Here is a 17,730-nt window from a genome sequence, read left to right on the forward strand (position 1 = left end):
CAAGTACCCGACGAACCAGGGCGCCGTGGATCGACATCCTGTGTGCGCCTGTTCAGCCCGGCCCACCGGGCAGCGGCGCCAGCACCGTCTCCGGTGGCTGCTGGCCGGCCAGGTGGCGCACGAAGTAGTCCCACATGCGGTGCGTGTAGGTGGCGTCGTTGCGGAACAGTTCGTGGTCCTGCCGGGCCAGGTACAGCAGGTCGTAGCTGCGCTGGGCCTTGTTCAGGGCGGCGGCCAGCTGCAGGGTCAGCGCCGGCGGCGCGTTCTCGTCCAGTTCGCCATAGACCAGCATCAGATGCCCACGCAGGTTGCCGGCCAACGCTGCATTGTCGAGTCCGGCAAACGGCGCCGGCACGCCATCGGCCAGGGGTGTTGGTGGCAGCACGCCACCGAACAGCCGGTCCATGCCGTGCAATGCACCGCCGTACATGCCCTGGAAATTGTGGCTGCCGGCCGAGGCCACGCCCACCTTGTAGAACGCCGGATAGCGCAGCAGGGCGCGCGCTGCACTGTAACCACCGAACGAATGCCCGTAGATGCCGACCCGCTGCAGGTCGATGCCCCGGTAGCGTTCGCCCAGCTGGCGCAGCGCAGCCACATGGTCATCCAGCTGCACATCTGCCCCGTGCAGGAAGCTGCTGTCATGGAACGCCTTGTCGCGGCCACCGGTGCCGCGCGCGTCGATGCTGACCACCACGAAGCCCAGTTCGGCCAGGCTGGCGCGTGACACCGGATTCAAGGCGGACACCGCCTCGGCGTAGGTCACCGGCGCATTGCTGACGAAGGAGCCACCGTACATCGCGTCGATCACCGGAAAGCTGCCGTCATCGCGATAGTCGCGGGGCAGGTAGACGGTGGCGAAGATCGGCGTTCGCCCATCGGCGGCCAGCAGCCGTTCGCGCCGTGGTGGGCGCCAGCCGGCAGCAAGGATCGCGCTGTCATCGGCTGTTTCCAGCACCATCACTTCACGGCCGTCATCGCTGGCCCGCAGCACGGTGCGTGGTGGCTGGTCGAGACGGGAAGCGGTATCCACCAGATAGCCACCGCCAGGCGACAGCGCCTGGGGGGCGCGCCCGCCGAACAACGCACCGGTGCCGGCATCGGCCAGATGGTCGTTGCCATCGGCGGCCAGGCGCTGGACCGGTCCCCCCTGCAGCGATACACGGTACAGGCCGCGTACGTAGGGGTCGCCACCGTCGACGCCGCCGGCGCTGAAGTACGCCCAGCCACCCGCAGCGTCCACGCCCAGCAGGTCGCGCACCGCCCATTGGCCGCGGGTGAGCTGGCGCAGCACCTTGCCGTCGGACAGGCGGACCCGGTACAGATGGCCCCAGCCATCGCGCTGCGAGAACCACACCGCCGTGTCCTGGCCGGGCAGGATGGCCACCGCTGGCCGGTTGTAGGAATACACGTTGAGCTGCAGGCGGGTGTCGCTGGCTTCTTCCAGAACCGTGCGCAACGCACCGCTGTTGGCATCGATCTCCACCAGGCGCAGCCTGCGCGGTGCGCCGAAGTGCGCGATCACGGCATACAACCGGTCGCCGTCCCAGCCGAGTACGCCGGCTTCGCTGAGGGTGTTCCAGCCTTCCGGCAAGGCGATGTCATGCTGCTGGCCATTGCGGGTGTCGACCACATACAGGCTGTCGCGCACCTGCCGGGTGTCACCCAGCAGCCCCAGCTTCACCGTATGCACGCGCGGCCGCGCGCTGTTGGCCTGGCTGCTTTCCAGATAGGGGTAGTCCTGCAGCGCGCGTTCGTCGTAGCGGATGCCGGCCACGTAGCGGCCATCCGGTGACCAGCCGACCGCGAACGGCCGCGTCGGCATCCGGCCCTGGCGGCGTGGAATGCCGCGCAGGGTGAAGTCCGGCAGCACGCCAAAGCCATGATTGGGTTCACCGCCGCTGGTCAGCGCTCGTGCTGCCATTCCGGGCGACTGCAGCCACAGGTTGTGATCGCGTACCTGCAGCCAGGCATCACCGCCGGGCGATGGCAGTGCATCGGTCGCTGGCGCTGCATCCTGCGAACGCACGCACTGCAGGCGTGGCCATTGACAGCTGATCGCCGCCTCGCCGTTGAACTGCAGGCGCAGGCCTTCATCCAGTACCTGCACGCTGCTCAAGCGCAGGCGTGGTCCTCTGGCACCGAGAGGTGCAACCGCAGCGTCCAGCGCATCGGGTTCGAACAGGATCTGGCGTGTGGCCTGGACTGGATCGACCAGTACCGCCTGGCGCCGGCCCTGCGTGGTTTCGCGTTCGTACCAGAAGCGCCCATCGGCCAGCCAGTGGGGCAGCACCGAAGCATTGCGCAGCGCACCGCGAAGGTGACTGTCATGCACGCGTTCGGCGCGCTGGTAGTCAGCGGCCTGCAGTGCGTGCGCAGCGTGGATCGGGAACAGGGCAGCGCATGCCAGGAGCGCGGCGCGAACAGGCACCAGCGGCGGATCGGAAACGTACAAGGCAACCTCCTGTTGCAATCGACGACGAATCACAAATGCACGCGCGCCGCGCGCGTATGCCAGAGACAGCCTGAATCAAGGCAAAAAATTCAGCAATGCGAAGACCGCTGTTTTCAGGGAGCGTTGTGGCGAATAACGGAGAATTTACATTCCCGATGCGATGGCGCCTTGGCGCTGCTGCACACCATAAGAAAGTAAAGGTGTACCCCCATGAAGAATTCGCTGATTGCTCTGGCCCTGGCCGCTGCCCTGCCGTTCACCGCCTCGGCTGCTGAGAACCTGTCGTACAACTACGCCGAAGCCGACTACGCCAAGACCGACATCGACGCGTTCAAGGCCGACGGCTGGGGCGTGAAGGGTTCGTACGGCTTCCTGCCGAACTTCCACGCTTTCGGTGAGTACAGCCGCCAGGAAATCGACCACACCAACATCAAGCTGGACCAGTGGAAGATCGGCGCCGGCTACAACGTTGAAATCGCTCCGACCACCGACTTCGTTGCCCGCGTTGCCTACCAGAAGCGCGACCAGAAGCACGGCCTGGACTTCAACGGCTACAGCGCTGAAGCCGGTATCCGCACCGCCTTCGGTGCCCACGCCGAAGTCTACGGCATGGTCGGCTACGAAGATTTCTCGAAGAAGCACGGCATCAATCCGGAAGGCCAGTGGTACGGCCGCCTGGGTGGTCAGGTCAAGCTGAACCAGAACTGGGGCCTGAACGGCGAGCTGAAGATGAACCGCGACGGCGACAAGGAATACACCGTCGGCCCGCGCTTCAGCTGGTAATTGCTTCCTCGGCGCGCCTGCGCGCCGAAGATGCCTCGACAGGCCCGGCCGATGCCGGGCCTGTTGCGTTTCCGGCTGGGCAAACGCTACCTGACCGTGGCGCGGCGGAAGGGCGGCATTGCAACGAATTGGATTCCGCAGGCGTCGGCTGCGCCCTAGGGTGAGTGGCCTGTTCTGCAGGAATGCAACCATGCCCACGTTTCCGTCGCCCCGCGATTCTCCCTGCCGCCTGTTGCTGCTGGATCCGCACCCGCTGTTGCGGCATGGCGTGCAGGAAGTCCTGGCCCGGCAGGCGGACCTGCAGGTCGATGGAAGCTACGGTCGCAGCGGTGATCTGCTGCAGCGCCTGCAGCAGCAGGCGGCCGCGATCGATCTGCTGCTGGTCGACGCCTTGCCGATCGGTGACAGCGGGGAAGGTCTGGAACTGCTGCGGCACCTATCACGCCATTGGCCGGCAGTGCCGATCCTGGTGCTGTCCGCGCACTGCAACGCGGGTGTCGTGTCCTTGGCCCTGCAGGCCGGTGCGCGCGGATTCCTGTCCAAGGCCTGCGCGCCGCAGACGCTGCTGCGGGCAGTGAGCGTGGTTGCCCGTGGCGGGCGCTTCGTGCCGCCGGAACTGCGTGCACAGTTGAACCAGTCCCGCCGGCAACGCCAGCAGCCCGTGCGTCCACCACGGTTGAGTACGCGCGAGCGCACCGTCCTGCAGTGGGTGCTGCGCGGCTGCAGCACCGGCGAGATGGCACGCCGCAGTGGGCGTACAGCCAGCACCATCAGCACGCAGAAGCGAGCGGCTTACCGCAAGCTGGGCATCCGCAACGATGGCGAGCTGTTCCGCTTCCGCCATCTGATCGACGCCGAGCGAGGCGGCGTTACTCGCCCTGGTACTGCTTCTCTTCCACCAGGGCTGAACCGGCCACGCGGTTGATCTCGTTCTTCACCTGCACGCGCTCGCCATTGGTGCCATAGACACCACGCGCCAACTGGATGAAGGCATCGTCGAACACCTGGGCCGCTTCCTTGTCGCGCAGCTGGTCCTGGATGTCCCACATGCGCTCGTTGATCGCCTTCAGCTGCTGCTTCAGCACGGCCAGCGCCGGCTGAGCCTGCAGCTGCAGCTGCAGCAACGGCAGCAGGCCGTCCAGCTCGGTGCGCACGTTGCTCAGCTTGGCGGCATCGTCGATGCGCTCGGCCTTGATCTCGAGAATGGTGATCTTGTCGATCAGCTCGCCGATCGATACCGGAGTCAGGATGGCGTCCACGCAGTTGGTTCCTGGAAACAGGGCGCCATGATACCGCGCTGCTGGCATGTGGCCCCGGTCCGCGGGATTTACGCCGAATTTGCGCCACGGGCCCGGCAGCACCCTCGATCCGTTACGGCCACCGCCTCGACACTGCGGTCCCGGCGGCGTGACCGCCTTCGACGAGGAACACAGTGCAGTGAACAGCAAGGGGATGATGGCGGCAGTGGTGGCCGCCCTGGCAGGGCTGCTCGGCATCGGCACCGCCCAGGCGCAGGTGCAGGTCAGTGGCAGTGCCGCATTGACCAGCGATTACGTGTGGCGCGGCAGCTCGCAGAGCGACGGCGACCCGGCGGTGCAGGCCGGCGCGAAGGTCTCGATCCCATCGGGCTGGTACGCCAGCGTGTGGGGGTCCAACGTATCGTTCAAGCCGGACAACGGCGCGCGCAGCGAGTTCGACCTGGTGACCGGTTGGAGTGGTGCACTGGCACCGGACTGGGCACTGGATGCCAACCTGTCCCGCTACGTGTACCCGGGCACCGGCCGCGCGCTGGACTGGACCGAGCTCAATACCACCGTGACCTGGAAACAGCGCGCCTGGCTGCAGCTGGCGCATTCCAACGACGCGCTGGCGGGCGGCCATCGCGGCACCTACGCCCAGCTGGGTGTGCGGGTGCCGCTGCACGAGCGGTTCCGCCTCGAAGCTGCGGTAGGCCAGTACTGGCTGGCCACCGCACAGGGGCCTGATTACCTGCATGGCCAGCTCAGTGCCATCGCCTCGCTGACCCCGGCATGGGAACTGCGCGCCACCGTGCATGACACCGACAACGCAGCGAAGCGGCTGTTTCCGGGCAATGCCGGCGGACGCTGGGAGCTGGCGCTGCAGGGCAGCTTCTAGTCAGTCACCGAAGCCTGGCGCGCGCGCAGCGCGCCGGGCAGCCACAGCAGCAGGGCCAGCATGGCCACCGCAGCACCGGCCACGCAGACGCCGGTCCAGCCGAAGCGCTGGTAGACCTGCGCCGACAGCAGCGAACCCAGCGAACCGCCGATGAAGTAGCCGGTCATGTAGCCGGCATTGAGGCGGTTGCGCGCTGCCGGTTGAAGTGCGTAGATCAGGTTCTGGTTACTCACGTGCAGCAGCTGCGCGGCCAGGTCCAGCACCACCACGCCGACCAGCAGCGCCAGCAGCGAGTGTGCCGACAGCCCCAACGGCAGCCACGAGAGCAGCAACAGCATCAGTGCGATGGCAGTGGCACGTCCGGTCTGGCCACGATCGGACATGCGCCCGGCCAGGCCGGCCGCCAGCGTACCGGCGGCGCCGACCAGCCCGAACAGGCCGATGGTGGCATCGCTGTAGGCGTAGGGCGGTTGTGCCAGCAGGAATGCCAGCGGCGTCCAGAAGATCGCGAACATGGCGAAGCTGCAGGCGCCCAGCAGGGTGCGCTGGCGCAGCACCGGCTCCTGCACGAACAGCACGCCGATCGAGCGCAGCAATGCGAAATAACCGAGGCCGGCGCTGTGGTGGAATCGCGGCAGGCCGCGCTGCAATGCCAGTGCGGTCAGCACCAGGGTGCCGGCGGCGATCGCATACACCAGGCGCCAGTCACCCAGGCTGGAAAGCAGGCCGGCCACGGTGCGCGCCAGCAGGATGCCCAGCAGCAGGCCACTCATCAATGTGCCGACCACGCGGCCACGATGTTCCGGCGCGGCCAGCGTGGCCGCAAACGGCACCAGTACCTGCGCCACCACCGAGAACAGGCCGGTGATCGCGGTGCCGACCAGCAACCAGGCCAGCGATGGTGCACAGGCACTGATCACCAGCCCGCCTGCCGACAGCAGGCTCATCACCACGATCAGGCGGCGGCGTTCGAACAGGTCTCCCAGCGGCACCAGCAGGATCAGTCCGGCGGCATAGCTCAGCTGTGCGGCAGTGACCACCATGCCGACCTGGCCGAATGGCACGCCGAAGGCATCGGCGATGGTGTGCAGCAGTGGCTGCGCATAGTAGTTGCTGGCCACGGCCACGCCGGTAGCCACCGACATCAGCAGCACCTGCCAGCGGTGCAGAGGGGGGAGGGACGGACTCACGCGGTATTCCACAAAGCGGGATGCACAGTGTCCGCCTGCTGCGGCCATGATGGAAATGAATCATCATCATCCATGCCATCTGGAAACGAGATAGTTGGATGAATCTCAAGCAGCTCGAGTTTGCCGTCGCCCTGGCCGAAGAGGGCAATTTCACCCGCGCCGCAGAACGCTGCCACGTGGTGCAGTCCGCGTTGAGCCACCAGATTGCCTACCTGGAGCAGGAACTGGGCACAACGCTGTTCGAGCGCCTGCCTCGCCAGGTGCGGGCCACCGCCGCCGGCGAGGCGCTGCTGGTGCATGCACGCCAGGTGCTGGCCAGCCTGCGCCACCTGCGCGCCGACGTGGCCGCCGTTACTGGCGAGGTGCGTGGCCTGCTGGCGATCGGGCAGATCTCCTCGCTGACCGACATCGATGTGGTGGCGATGCTGGCGGCCTTCCAGCAGGCGCACCCGCAGGTGGAGTTCCAGCTGCGGGTCGACAAGAGCGAGGACCTGATCGCGCAGGTGCAGTCGCGAGAGCTGGACGTGGCGCTGGTCGGATTGGCGCCGTCGGCAGGGCTGGACGGGGTCTGCCACCAGATGCTGCAGGAAGAAGACCTGGTGGCGGTGCTGGCGCCGTCACACCGCTTGGCCCGCCGCAAGCGGCTGCCATTGACCGAACTGCAGGACGAGGCGCTGGTCGACTTTCCGCGCGGCACCGGTGCGCGGCGGCAGACCGACGATGCCTTCGCTGCCGCTGGCCTGCCGCACACGGTGCGCTTCGAGGTCAATCTGATGGAACTGATCGAGCGCTTCGTCCGCCATGGGCTGGCGGTTGGCATCGTGCCAGCGTTGATCGCCGACGGGTTCCAGGGGGTGGTACAGATTCCGCTGCAGCCGACCCCGACCCGCCGCGTGCACCTGGTCTGGCAGCGACTGCCGACACCGGCGGCGCGGGCGTTCGTCGAAGCCGTGCTCAGCCGCGCAGGCGCAGGCTCAGGCCCTTGAGGAAATTGCGCAGCATCTGGTCCAGGCAGCGCCGGTAGTTGGTGTGCCCGGGCTGGCGGAACAATGCGCCCACTTCCGACTTGGAGACGTTGAAACCGGCGCTGGCGAAGATCTCCATCAGATCGACGTCGCGCAGCTGGAAGGCCACGCGCAGCTTCTTCAGCACCAGGTTGTTGTCGATGCGGGTTTCCACCGCACGCTGCGGCTGGCTTTCGTCGCGACCGCGCAGGTGCACGATCAGGCCGTCGAGGAAGTGCGCCAGCGCGCTGTCGCTCATCGCCTCGAAACCGGCTTCGTCCTCGCGGCGCAGCCAGGCCTTCACCTGTTCGGGATCCACGGCGAAGGCCGGGTCGGCCATCTGGCACAGGGTCACCACGTGGTGATCGCCCAGGTCCAGGGAGTAGCGCACGCTGCGCAGGACATCGTTGTTGATCATGGCCCCGATTGTACCGGTCACCCCGACAGGTGGGGCCGGATCTGGCCGATCAGGCAACGCAACCCCCGGCCGACGGTGCCAGAATGGGGGTCTGGTTTTTCCCCCTGGAGTTGCCTGATGACCCGCACTGTCCTGATTACCGGCGCCACGTCCGGCTTCGGCGCCGCCGCCGTCCACCGCTTCGCCCAGGCGGGCTGGAAGGTGATCGCCACCGGCCGCCGCGCAGAACGCCTGCAGCCGCTGGTCGAGCGCTACGGCAAGGACGTGGTGCATGCCGCCGCCTTCGACATCCGCGATCCGGTGGCGATGGAAGCGGCGCTGCTGGCACTGCCGCCGGCCTTCGGCGAGATCGATCTGCTGGTCAACAACGCCGGCCTGGCGCAGGGCACCGCGCCGGCACAGAGCGCCAAGCTGTCGGACTGGACCACGATGATCGACACCAACATCACCGCGCTGGTGACGCTGACCCACCGCCTGCTGCCGCAGCTGGTGGAGCGCAAGGGCGCAATCATCAACATTTCGTCGGTGGCCGGTGTCTACCCGTACCCGGGCGGCAATGCCTACGGTGGCACCAAGGCTTTCGTCAGCCAGTTCTCGCTCGGCCTGCGTTCGGACCTGCACGGCACCGGCGTGCGCGTGACCACGATCGAGCCGGGCATGGCCGAAACCGAGTTCACCGTGGTGCGTACCCATGGCGACCAGGCAGCGTCGGACAAGCTCTACACCGGCGCCAACCCGATGACCGCCGAAGACATCGCCGAACAGATCTTCTGGGTGGCCACGCTGCCGCCGCACCTGAACATCAATCGCCTGGAACTGATGCCGGTCAGCCAGTCCTTCGCCGGTTTCCAGGTCGCCCGCGAAGGCTGACGGTCATTTGTAGAGTCGAGCCATGCTCGACTGCTTTCAACAGAAGCCGAGCATAGGCTCGACTCTACACAGACAAAAAAAAGCCGGGCTGTGCCCGGCTTTTTCATTCACTTCGGCAGACTCACTGTGCCTTGATCGCCATCGCCTGCAGGCCGGTGCCATCCAGCTTCTGCTTGGCTTCAGACAGTTCACCTGCACTGCCATACGGCCCCATGCGCACGCGGTACACGGTCTTGCCGTTGATCTGCGCCGATTCCACGCGTGCCGCCAGGCCCATCATCGCCAGCTTGGCCTTGGTCGCTTCGGCATCGCCGGAGGCACCGAACGCACCCGCCTGCAGGATGTAGCGGGCATTGTCGGCGGCAGCCGGTGCCGCAGCGGCCGGGGTAGTGGCCGCGGTCGGCGCGGTTTCCGCACGCGCTGCCGGAGTGGCGGCGGCGGTGCTGGTCGACGCCGTCGGCGTGCTGGCCGGAGGCGTTGCCGCAGCCGGTCGTTCGCTCAGCGGTGCCGGCAGCGGACGGCTGGTGGCGGTCACCGGCGCGGTGCTGGCCACGCTGGCAGTTGCCGTCGGTGCGGGCGCGGTAGCCGCTGGCGGCGGAACCGGCTTGCCTTCCAGTGCCGCCTGCGCACGCTGCGCTTCGGCCTTGGCCCGGCGCTGGTCCTCGGCACGCGCGCTGGCGGCCAGTTCGGCGTCGGACATTTCAACTTCCTTGCCCGGCAGCAGGGTGTAGAAGTCGTACTGGGTGGCGGCCGGCTTTTCCGGTTCGGCCGGCTTCGGCGTGGCCGGCTGCGCGGCCGGCTGGGTGCCGACATCGCTGTCGGCATCAGCGACCGGGGCAGGCTGCGCGTTCGGGTTCGGCTGCGGACCGGCGCGCAGGAAGCCATCGCCTTCGCCCTTGAACAGGTTCGGCGCCGCCAGGAACACCACGGCCGCAATCGCCACGCCAGCGACCAGCCACACCCATCCGGGTGTGCCCTGGCTGCTGCTGTTGCGTCGTGCCTGGTTTTTGCCGCGTCGTGCTGCCATGTGTACTGCGTCTCCTGATGCTTACATTTTTTCCGGGGCGCTGACGCCCAGGAGTTCGAGGCCGTTGGCCAGCACCTGGCGCGCGGCGCAGGCCAGGGTCAGCTTGGCGTTGCGATCCGCAGCGTCTTCCACCAGCACCGGCGTCCCGTGATACCACGTGTGGAACGCGTGCGCCAATTCACGCAGGTACTGCGCCACCAGATGCGGTTCCAGCGCCACGCCGGCCGCCTCCACCACTTCCGGGTACCGCGAGATCTCGTTCATCAGCAGCAGCGAGGCGTCGTCGGCCAGGCGGCCGAGGTTGGCCAGGCCGTTGCCCTGTTCGTACACCAGGCCCTTCTCCTGTGCCTGGCGCAGCAGGCTGCAGACGCGGGCGTGCGCATACTGCACGTAGAACACCGGGTTGTCGTTGCTCTGCTGGCGGGCCAGGTCGATGTCGAAGGTCAGCTGCGAATCGGGCTTGCGCGCGATCAGGAACCAGCGGGTCGCATCGCGGCCGGCTTCCTCGATCAGGTCGCGCAGGGTGAAGTAGCTGCCGGCACGCTTGGACAGCTTCACTTCCTCGCCGCCGCGCATGACGGTGACCATCTGGTGCAGCACGTATTCCGGCCAGCCCTGCGGGATGCCCACTTCCATCGCCTGCAGGCCGGCGCGCACGCGTGCCAGCGAACCATGGTGATCGGCGCCGAGCTCGGTGATCGCGCGCTCGTAGCCGCGCTGCCACTTGGACAGGTGGTAGGCCACGTCCGGCACGAAGTAGGTGAAGGTGCCGTCGGACTTGCGCATCACGCGGTCCTTGTCGTCACCGAAGTCGGTGCTGCGCAGCCACAGCGCGCCACCTTCTTCATAGGTATGACCCGAGGCCTGCAGCTTGGCGACCGCTTCGGCGACTTTGCCGTCGGCGTACAGCGAGCTTTCCAGGAAATAGATGTCGAAGTCGACGCCGAACGCGGCCAGGTCCAGATTCTGCTCGTTGCGCAGGTAGGCCACAGCGAAGCGGCGGATCGCCTGCATGTCGTCCGGGTCCTTGGCACCGACCACGGTGCTGCCTTCCAGATCGACGCTGGCGCCGGCCATGTAGGCGCGGGCGACGTCGGCGATGTATTCACCGCGGTAGCCACCCTCCGGCCAGCTATCCTGGTCCGGCGCGATACCCTTGATCCGTGCCTGGGTGGACAGCGCCAGGTTCTCGATCTGCACGCCGGCGTCGTTGTAGTAGAACTCGCGCTTGGCGTTCCAGCCGTTCGCATCGAGCACGCGTGCCACGCAGTCGCCGATCGCCGCCGCGCGGCCATGGCCGACATGCAGCGGGCCGGTCGGGTTGGCCGACACGTACTCCACGCCCACCGTGCGGCCATTGCCGGACAGGTTGCGGCCGTAGTCGTGGGCTTCCTTGATGACCGACGCGGCTTCACGCTGGTACGCGGCCGGCGCCAGGTGGAAATTGATGAAGCCGGGGCCGGCGATCTCGACCTTGCTGACGTCCTCGCTGCGCGGCAGTGCCTCGACCAGCGCCTGTGCCAGTGCGCGCGGATTGCTGCGCGCGGCCTTGGCCAGCAGCATCGCGGCATTGGTGGCGAAGTCGCCGTGGTCACGGGTCTTCGGGCGCTCGACCACGAAGTCCGGCGGCAGGGAGTCGGCGGGCAGGGTGCCATTGGCGCGCAAGGCTTCGATGCCTTGGCTGATCAGGGCGCGGAGGAGATTTTTCACGAGGCCTGCTGTGAGAATGAGCGGCGGAATCGCCCATTTTAGCGCAGATACCAGCGGCCACGCTGACCGAAACCTGCCTGTGGGGGCGACCGATGGCGCCCGGAGGGCGGGCGCTCAGCCGAACAGGCGGGGCTGGGGCGGCGACAGCAGGCCTCGTTCAGCAAACGAAACGGGGCGGCCCTCACCGACCACGAAGTGGTCCAGCAGGCGCACGTCCACCATCGCCAGTGCCTGCTGCAGTTCGTCGGTGATGCGGGTATCGGCGCTGGAGGGTTCCGGGTCGCCGGAAGGGTGGTTGTGGCTGAGGATCACCGCCGCCGCGTTGTGCAGCAGGGCGCGCCGCACCACTTCGCGGGGGTAGACCGGTGCGGCGTTGATGGTGCCGTGGAACAGCTCCTCGCAGGCGATCAGGCGGTGCCGGTTGTCCAGGAACAGGGCCATGAAGATCTCTCGGGCCTGCCCCCGCAGGCGGTGCTGCAGATAGCGGCCGACCGCGGCCGGGTTGTTGCCGACCGCTTCGCCGTGTTCCAGCTCGGCAGCCAGGTAGCGGTGGGCCAGTTCCAGCCCGGCAGCCAGCGTACAGCTGCGCGCCGGGCCGAGCCCGGGCAGGCGGGCCAGGTCACGCGCGGGGCGGTCCAGCAGCACCCGCAACGGGCCGTGCGCCTGCAGCAGGTCGCGCGCGGTCTGCACGGCATCGCGGCCACCGAACCCGGAGCCGAGAAACAGGGCCAGCAGTTCGGCGTCGGAAAGTGCCGTGGGCCCGCGCGCGATCAGCTTCTCGCGGGGGCGTTCCTGTTCGGGCCAGTCATGGATGGGCATGCCTGCATCATCGCCAGCCTGCGTGGCGGCTCCCATCGGTGCATACCGCAGCACCGGGTCGGAGGATGCCTCACCCGCGCCGGGTCTGCAGATAGTCGAACAGTTCCTGGTTGTTCTGCAGGCCCAGCTTGCGCTTGGCTTCGGCCTTCTGCCGGCTGATGGTCTTCGGGCTGCGCCCGCAACGCTCGGCGACGGCATTCACGCTGAGCCCGGTCGCCAGCAGATCCAGCACTTCCTGTTCCCGCGCCGACAGCGGCGACGGTTCGCGTGGAAACAGCAGGTCGCGCGCCTGCAGGTGGTGGCGCAGCTGCTGGGAGACGAAGACCTGCCCGGCCAGTGCGGCGTTCAGTGCCTGCGGCAGTTCGGCGAAATCGGCGCATTTGTCGACCAGCCCACTGATGCCCTCGCGCAGCAGTCCGTCCAGCAGCCCGGGATGGCGGGCGCCGGTCAGCACCACCACCGGCAGCCCGGGGTGACGCACGCGCAGCGCGTCGATCAGCTCTGGACCGTCCGGGCCGTCACCCGGCATCGACAGGTCGGTCAGCACCGCATCGCAGTCGTGGTGGTCCACCAGCTCCAGCAGCTGGGCGCCGTCACGTGCACTGCCGACGATGTCCATCAGGTGGGTCTGCAGCACGATACGGATGCCATGCAGGACCACAGGATGGTCGTCGGCAATGATGATGCGTGGATGCACGAGGCTCCTCGAAGGTCGAACAGGCCACGGCAGACGGCAGCCAATGCCTGATTCTGCAAAAGCGCAGACCCGTAGAGGTATAGGAAAGGTCCGAAACCGATGCCCGGCTGACCCAGGGTCAGGCGCAGCGCGCTCCATCTACTGATAGCTGTCCGCTATGTGCACCCTGCACCGGGACATTACCGACCATCGGGTAAGCTAGCGCCCTCGTTTGCACAGGAATTCCAGGTGGCTGACTCCCCCAACGCTTCCCCCGCGCCGGCCCGCGCGCTGGAAGGTCAGAAACTGCTGTTGTGCGTCGGAGGCGGGATCGCGGCCTACAAGGCCCTGGAACTGGTGCGGCGCCTGCGCGACGCCGGTGCCCAGGTGCAGGTGGCGATGACCGCCGGTGCCCAGCAGTTCGTCACTCCGCTCAGTTTCCAGGCCCTGTCCGGGCAGCCCACCCGCACCACGCTGTGGGACAGCGCCGCCGAACAGGCCATGGGCCACATCGAGCTGGCGCGCTGGGCCGACCGCATCGTGGTTGCCCCGGGAACCGCCGATCTGCTGGCCCGGCTGGCCCAGGGCCATGCCGATGACCTGGTCAGCACGCTGTGCCTGGCCAGTACCGCGCCGTTGACGATCTGCCCGGCGATGAACCATCGCATGTGGCTGCACCCGGCCACCCAGGCCAACATCGCCCTGCTGCGCCAGCGCGGCGCGCAGGTGATCGGCCCGGTCGACGGCCCGCTGGCCGAAGGCGAGTCCGGTCCGGGGCGTCTGGCCGAACCGGGCGACATCGTGGCCGCGCTGGCCGCCAACGGCAGCAGCGCCGCGGCCGTTGCCGCGCCGGAAACCCGTGCGCTGCAGGGCCTGCGCCTGCTGATCAGCGCCGGCCCGACCTATGAAGACATCGATCCGGTGCGCTATGTCGGCAACCGCAGCAGCGGCAAGATGGGCTTTGCCCTGGCCGCGGCCGCCGCGACGATGGGCGCTCAGGTGGTGCTGGTCAGCGGCCCGGTACAGTTGCCGACGCCGCCCGGCGTGCAGCGCGTCGACGTGCGCTCGGCTGCGCAGATGCGCGATGCCGTGCTGAAGTCGCTGCCGGCCGACATCTATATCGGTGCCGCTGCAGTGTCCGACTACACGCCGCGCCAGGTCGCGCCGCAGAAGCTGAAGAAGACCGCCGACAGCCAGTCGCTGGTGATCGAGCTGGTGCGCACGCCGGACATCCTTGCCGAGGTGGCTGCGCAGACCCAGTCGCTGAAGCTGGTGGTCGGCTTTGCCGCCGAAACCCACGACGTGGAGAAATACGCGCGTGGCAAGCTGGTCGACAAGCGCCTGGACCTGGTGATCGCCAACCAGGTCGGCATCAGCGGCGGCGGTTTCGAGAGCGACAACAATGCCGCCACGGCCTTCTGGCAGGACGGTGAACAGGTATTCCCGGCCACCTCCAAGCGTGAGCTGGCCGAACAACTGCTGGCGCTGATCGCGCGGAGACTCCAGGCATGACCCAGGCTTTCACTTCCCAACCGCTGCAGGTCAAGCTGCTCGATCCGCGCTTCGGCGACAGCTGGCCGCTGCCGGCCTACGCCACCGAAGCCAGTGCCGGCATGGACCTGCGCGCGGCGCTGGATACCGCGCTGACCCTGCAGCCGGGCGACACCGCTCTGGTGCCCAGCGGCCTGGCCATCCACATCGCCGACCCGAACCTGTGCGCGGTGATCCTGCCGCGCTCGGGGCTGGGCCATCGCCACGGCATCGTGCTCGGAAATGGCACCGGCCTGATCGACGCCGATTACCAGGGCCCGCTGCTGATCAGCGTCTGGAACCGTGGCCGCGAGGCCTTCACCATCGAGCCGGGCGATCGCATCGCGCAGCTGGTGATCGTGCCGATTGCCCGCGTCAGCCTGCAGGTGGTGGATACTTTCACCGACAGCGTGCGGGGAACGGGTGGATTCGGCCATACCGGAGTGCGTTGACAGGGGACATCGATGAGCGGCATCGGGGAAGGACAGCGGGGACGGTCGTTGGGACGCAGTGCGCCACTACTGGGGGTGCTGCTGATCCTGCTGGCCGGCTGGTTCGGATGGAGCGCAGTGCAGCAATGGCGCCAGGAGGCCAACGGCCAGGCGCTGGAAGCTGCTCGTGACCAGGCCGTGCAGGGCCTGCAGGAGGCCGCTGCCGGCCAGCTGAAGCAGCTGCAGCAGCAGCTGAAGAACGAGCGCGTGCAGCAGGCGCTGCAGGCCGGTGATGCCGCTGCGGCGGCACTCGCGGTCCGCGAGAGCTGGACCGGCGTCGAGCACGCCGAGGTACTGACCGCCGATCTGGCCAACGCCTACGCCGACCCGGCCGCCTTTGGCTATGCCCGATTGGCGCTGCTGGAAGCGGCATTGGCCGAAGGCAAGCCCAGCCTGCGCGTGGTCCGCGATGGCGGTGGCAATCGCCTGGGCCTGGCAGCGCCGGTTCAACTGGGCAGTCTCGGCCCGGCGGTGCTCTACGTGCGCCAGCCATTGCTGCGGCTGACCTCGCCGCTGGACCAGGTGAGTGCGCCATCGGCCGGTTTCCTTGGCCTGCGCCAGGGCGCGCATGACCTCGTTGCCCAGGGCGATGCCGGCCTGGCCGAAAGCGCCGAAGCATTGGCGCGGCCGATTCCGGGGACGCCGTTGCGGCTGGTGGCCGCGGTACCCAATGTCGAACCTGGTCCGCTGGGCCTGGGTTCGCTGGCCAGCGCCATCGTTGGGCTGCTGTTGGCGTTCATCGCCGTGCTGCTGGTGGTGGGGCGCGGCCGCCTGCCGAAGTCGCTGCCGCTGCCGCGCCGGGCGACCGTGGCGGAAGCCGATCATGGCCCGACCCTGAGCGAGAGCCTGCAGATGGCGCCGCCGCCGGTGGCCGAGGCCAGCACAACTGAAAGTGCACCGCCGCCCCCGCCACCGGTTCCGGCCGAGGAACTGGCGGCCGGTATCTTCCGCGCCTACGACATCCGCGGCGTGGTTGGCAGTGAACTGACGCCGAAAACGGCGGCGCTGATCGGCCAGGCCATCGGCACCGTGGCCCTGGAGCAGGGCCTGCGCGAGGTGGTGATCGGCCGCGACGGCCGCCTGTCCGGCCCGGAACTGGCCGCAGGGTTGGCCGAGGGCCTGAGGCGCGCCGGTTGCGCGGTGATCGACATCGGCCTGGCACCGACCCCGGTCGTGTACTACGCCGCCTTCCATCTGCGTACCGGCACCTGCGTGGCGGTCACCGGCAGCCATAACCCGCCCGAGTACAACGGTTTCAAGGTGGTCATCGGCGGCGAGACGTTGTCCGGTGATGCCATCACCGATCTGTACCAGCGCATCGTCGAAGGCCGCCTGGTACAGGCCGCCGAGCCGGGCGATTACCAGCAGCGCGATGTCAGCGCCGACTACATCCAGCGCATTGCCGACGACGTGCAGCTGGACCGCCCATTGAAGGTCGTGGCCGATGCCGGCAACGGCGTGGCCGGCGCGCTCGCGCCGCAGCTGCTGGAAGCGATCGGTGCGGAAGTCATCCCGCTGTACTGCGATGTCGACGGTACCTTCCCCAACCATCATCCCGACCCCAGCGAGCCGGCCAACCTGGAAGACCTGGTGCAGACGGTGAAGCGCTTCGGTGCCGATCTCGGCGTTGCCTTCGATGGCGACGGTGACCGCCTGGGCGTGGTCACCGGCGAAGGAAAGATCATCTATGCCGACCGCCTGCTGATGCTGTTCGCCGCCGACGTGCTGATGCGCAACCCCGGCGCGATGGTGATCTACGACGTGAAGTGCACCGGCAAGTTGTCCGACCACGTGCTGCGCAATGGTGGCAGCCCGCTGATGTGGAAGACCGGGCATTCGCTGATGAAGGCGAAGATGCGCGAGACCGATGCCGAGCTGGCTGGCGAGATGAGCGGCCACTTCTTCTTCAAGGAGCGCTGGTTCGGTTTCGATGACGGCCTGTATGCGGCCGCGCGCCTGCTGGAGATCCTGGCCCAGCGCGAGGAGACTCCGGACGAGGTACTGGCAGAGCTGCCGGAGATGGTGGCCACGCCGGAGCTGAAGGTGCCGGTGGCCGACGGCACGCCGCATGCGCTGGTGGCGATGCTGGTGGCGGCGGCGCAGTCGCCGGACAACCCGTATGTGCGCGGTCGCCTGTCGACCATCGACGGCCTGCGCGTGGACTTCCCCGATGGCTGGGGCCTGGTGCGCGCCTCCAACACCACGCCGGTGCTGGTGCTGCGTTTCGAAGGCAACGACGAGGCGGCACTGGAACGCATCCAGGCGCTGTTCCGCAGCCAGCTGCAACCGGTGCTGGGCGACACCCCGCTGGGGTTCTGAGGTGGGGCCGGGCGGCGCCCGGCACCGGCCGAAGCAACGGCAACATCAACATCAATAGCGAGCTATCCGCGAGATGGCGGGGCGGTGTCGGAGTGCGGGGACGCCGCAAGTACGTCCCTGTAGGCTTGGCAGCCGCATCCATGCGGCTGACACCCCGCACTCCGACACCGCCCCACCCCTGACAATTTCCGCGATCTGTCGGAACGGCATGGACCGCTGTTGGTAGGTGTCGACCTTGGTCGACACAGTAGATCCACGCCATGCGTGGATGCTCTTCCGGATTCGCTTTGGTGGATGCCGAC

General features: G+C 67.8%; 16 protein-coding genes. 8 read left to right on the top strand and 8 right to left on the bottom strand.

Annotated elements, in window-relative coordinates:
• Positions 1–52: 52 nt before the first annotated feature.
• Positions 53–2,455 carry a S9 family peptidase gene (locus ACZK33_RS01490; protein ID WP_423173883.1) on the bottom strand — a complete coding sequence of 801 codons (2,403 nt, stop codon included), beginning with the start codon at positions 2,453–2,455 and terminating at the stop codon, positions 53–55.
• 210 nt (positions 2,456–2,665) lie between these two features.
• Between ACZK33_RS01490 and ACZK33_RS01495 the strand changes: the two genes are divergently transcribed.
• Positions 2,666–3,238, top strand: a complete 573-nt coding sequence (locus ACZK33_RS01495) for an OmpO family porin (RefSeq protein WP_032130335.1) — start codon at positions 2,666–2,668, stop codon at positions 3,236–3,238.
• 190 nt (positions 3,239–3,428) lie between these two features.
• Positions 3,429–4,163 carry a response regulator transcription factor gene (locus ACZK33_RS01500; RefSeq protein WP_423173882.1) on the top strand — a complete coding sequence of 245 codons (735 nt, stop codon included), beginning with the start codon at positions 3,429–3,431 and terminating at the stop codon, positions 4,161–4,163.
• On the opposite strand, the gene ACZK33_RS01505 is transcribed toward ACZK33_RS01500, so the two are convergent.
• Positions 4,108–4,497: a DUF6165 family protein gene (locus ACZK33_RS01505; protein ID WP_032130333.1), complete on the bottom strand. Its 390-nt coding sequence runs from the start codon at positions 4,495–4,497 to the stop codon at positions 4,108–4,110. The two genes, ACZK33_RS01500 and ACZK33_RS01505, sit on opposite strands and share 56 nt — an antisense overlap.
• Before the next feature lie 178 nt (positions 4,498–4,675).
• Between ACZK33_RS01505 and ACZK33_RS01510 the strand changes: the two genes are divergently transcribed.
• Positions 4,676–5,374 (top strand): TorF family putative porin, encoded by a 699-nt coding sequence (locus ACZK33_RS01510; RefSeq protein ID WP_423173933.1) that lies wholly within the window; start codon positions 4,676–4,678, stop codon positions 5,372–5,374.
• Here ACZK33_RS01510 and ACZK33_RS01515 read toward each other — a convergent pair.
• Complete coding sequence (locus ACZK33_RS01515; protein ID WP_332838306.1) at positions 5,371–6,519, bottom strand: MFS transporter; 1,149 nt, start codon at positions 6,517–6,519, stop codon at positions 5,371–5,373. The two genes, ACZK33_RS01510 and ACZK33_RS01515, sit on opposite strands and share 4 nt — an antisense overlap.
• A gap of 143 nt (positions 6,520–6,662) precedes the next feature.
• On the opposite strand from ACZK33_RS01515, the gene ACZK33_RS01520 reads away from it, so the two are divergent.
• Positions 6,663–7,550, top strand: coding sequence for a LysR family transcriptional regulator (locus tag ACZK33_RS01520; protein WP_107433493.1), 888 nt, complete (start codon positions 6,663–6,665; stop codon positions 7,548–7,550).
• Here ACZK33_RS01520 and ACZK33_RS01525 read toward each other — a convergent pair.
• Positions 7,519–7,986 (bottom strand): YehS family protein, encoded by a 468-nt coding sequence (locus ACZK33_RS01525; RefSeq protein ID WP_005411992.1) that lies wholly within the window; start codon positions 7,984–7,986, stop codon positions 7,519–7,521. The genes ACZK33_RS01520 and ACZK33_RS01525 overlap by 32 nt on opposite strands.
• A gap of 117 nt (positions 7,987–8,103) precedes the next feature.
• Between ACZK33_RS01525 and ACZK33_RS01530 the strand changes: the two genes are divergently transcribed.
• The gene (locus ACZK33_RS01530; RefSeq protein ID WP_285301465.1) at positions 8,104–8,856 is read left to right on the top strand and encodes an SDR family NAD(P)-dependent oxidoreductase; all 753 of its coding nucleotides are present in this window, start codon (positions 8,104–8,106) and stop codon (positions 8,854–8,856) included.
• A gap of 121 nt (positions 8,857–8,977) precedes the next feature.
• On the opposite strand, the gene ACZK33_RS01535 is transcribed toward ACZK33_RS01530, so the two are convergent.
• From ACZK33_RS01535 to ACZK33_RS01550, 4 genes are all read right to left on the bottom strand, one after another.
• Entirely contained in the window at positions 8,978–9,883 is a 906-nt protein-coding gene (locus ACZK33_RS01535) for an SPOR domain-containing protein (protein ID WP_049399052.1), read from the bottom strand.
• A gap of 21 nt (positions 9,884–9,904) precedes the next feature.
• A complete protein-coding gene (argS, locus tag ACZK33_RS01540) occupies positions 9,905–11,593 on the bottom strand; it encodes an arginine--tRNA ligase (protein WP_423173881.1) in 1,689 nt (562 codons plus the stop codon).
• 114 nt (positions 11,594–11,707) lie between these two features.
• Positions 11,708–12,412 (bottom strand): RadC family protein, encoded by a 705-nt coding sequence (gene radC, locus ACZK33_RS01545; RefSeq protein WP_032130338.1) that lies wholly within the window; start codon positions 12,410–12,412, stop codon positions 11,708–11,710.
• 70 nt (positions 12,413–12,482) lie between these two features.
• Positions 12,483–13,109 (bottom strand): response regulator, encoded by a 627-nt coding sequence (locus ACZK33_RS01550; protein ID WP_032130328.1) that lies wholly within the window; start codon positions 13,107–13,109, stop codon positions 12,483–12,485.
• Positions 13,110–13,337: 228 nt separating this feature from the next.
• On the opposite strand from ACZK33_RS01550, the gene coaBC reads away from it, so the two are divergent.
• The 3 genes from coaBC to ACZK33_RS01565 are packed head-to-tail and all read left to right on the top strand — an operon-like array spanning position 13,338 to position 17,428.
• Positions 13,338–14,600, top strand: coding sequence for a bifunctional phosphopantothenoylcysteine decarboxylase/phosphopantothenate--cysteine ligase CoaBC (gene coaBC / locus ACZK33_RS01555; RefSeq protein ID WP_049421485.1), 1,263 nt, complete (start codon positions 13,338–13,340; stop codon positions 14,598–14,600).
• Complete coding sequence (dut, locus tag ACZK33_RS01560) at positions 14,597–15,070, top strand: dUTP diphosphatase (RefSeq protein WP_032130326.1); 474 nt, start codon at positions 14,597–14,599, stop codon at positions 15,068–15,070. The genes coaBC and dut overlap by 4 nt, the downstream gene beginning before the upstream one ends.
• Positions 15,071–15,082: 12 nt before the next feature.
• On the top strand, positions 15,083–17,428 hold the full coding sequence (locus ACZK33_RS01565) for a phosphomannomutase/phosphoglucomutase (protein ID WP_423173880.1): 2,346 nt from the start codon (positions 15,083–15,085) through the stop codon (positions 17,426–17,428).
• The last annotated feature ends 302 nt before the right edge of the window (positions 17,429–17,730 follow it).

The sequence above is a fragment of the Stenotrophomonas sp. 86156_Sma genome, assembly GCF_056481625.1.

What these genes read in the sequence shown, in the direction of transcription:
- ACZK33_RS01525 (WP_005411992.1), bottom strand. Translation starts at nt 7,986, where the DNA reads ATGATCAACAACGATGTCCTGCGCAGCGTGCGCTACTCCCTGGACCTG.
- radC (WP_032130338.1), bottom strand. Translation starts at nt 12,412, where the DNA reads ATGCCCATCCATGACTGGCCCGAACAGGAACGCCCCCGCGAGAAGCTG.
- ACZK33_RS01515 (WP_332838306.1), bottom strand. Translation starts at nt 6,519, where the DNA reads ATGTCGGTGGCTACCGGCGTGGCCGTGGCCAGCAACTACTATGCGCAG.
- ACZK33_RS01520 (WP_107433493.1), top strand. Translation starts at nt 6,663, where the DNA reads ATGAATCTCAAGCAGCTCGAGTTTGCCGTCGCCCTGGCCGAAGAGGGC.
- dut (WP_032130326.1), top strand. Translation starts at nt 14,597, where the DNA reads ATGACCCAGGCTTTCACTTCCCAACCGCTGCAGGTCAAGCTGCTCGAT.
- ACZK33_RS01495 (WP_032130335.1), top strand. Translation starts at nt 2,666, where the DNA reads ATGAAGAATTCGCTGATTGCTCTGGCCCTGGCCGCTGCCCTGCCGTTC.
- ACZK33_RS01565 (WP_423173880.1), top strand. Translation starts at nt 15,083, where the DNA reads ATGAGCGGCATCGGGGAAGGACAGCGGGGACGGTCGTTGGGACGCAGT.
- ACZK33_RS01500 (WP_423173882.1), top strand. Translation starts at nt 3,429, where the DNA reads ATGCCCACGTTTCCGTCGCCCCGCGATTCTCCCTGCCGCCTGTTGCTG.
- ACZK33_RS01530 (WP_285301465.1), top strand. Translation starts at nt 8,104, where the DNA reads ATGACCCGCACTGTCCTGATTACCGGCGCCACGTCCGGCTTCGGCGCC.
- ACZK33_RS01535 (WP_049399052.1), bottom strand. Translation starts at nt 9,883, where the DNA reads ATGGCAGCACGACGCGGCAAAAACCAGGCACGACGCAACAGCAGCAGC.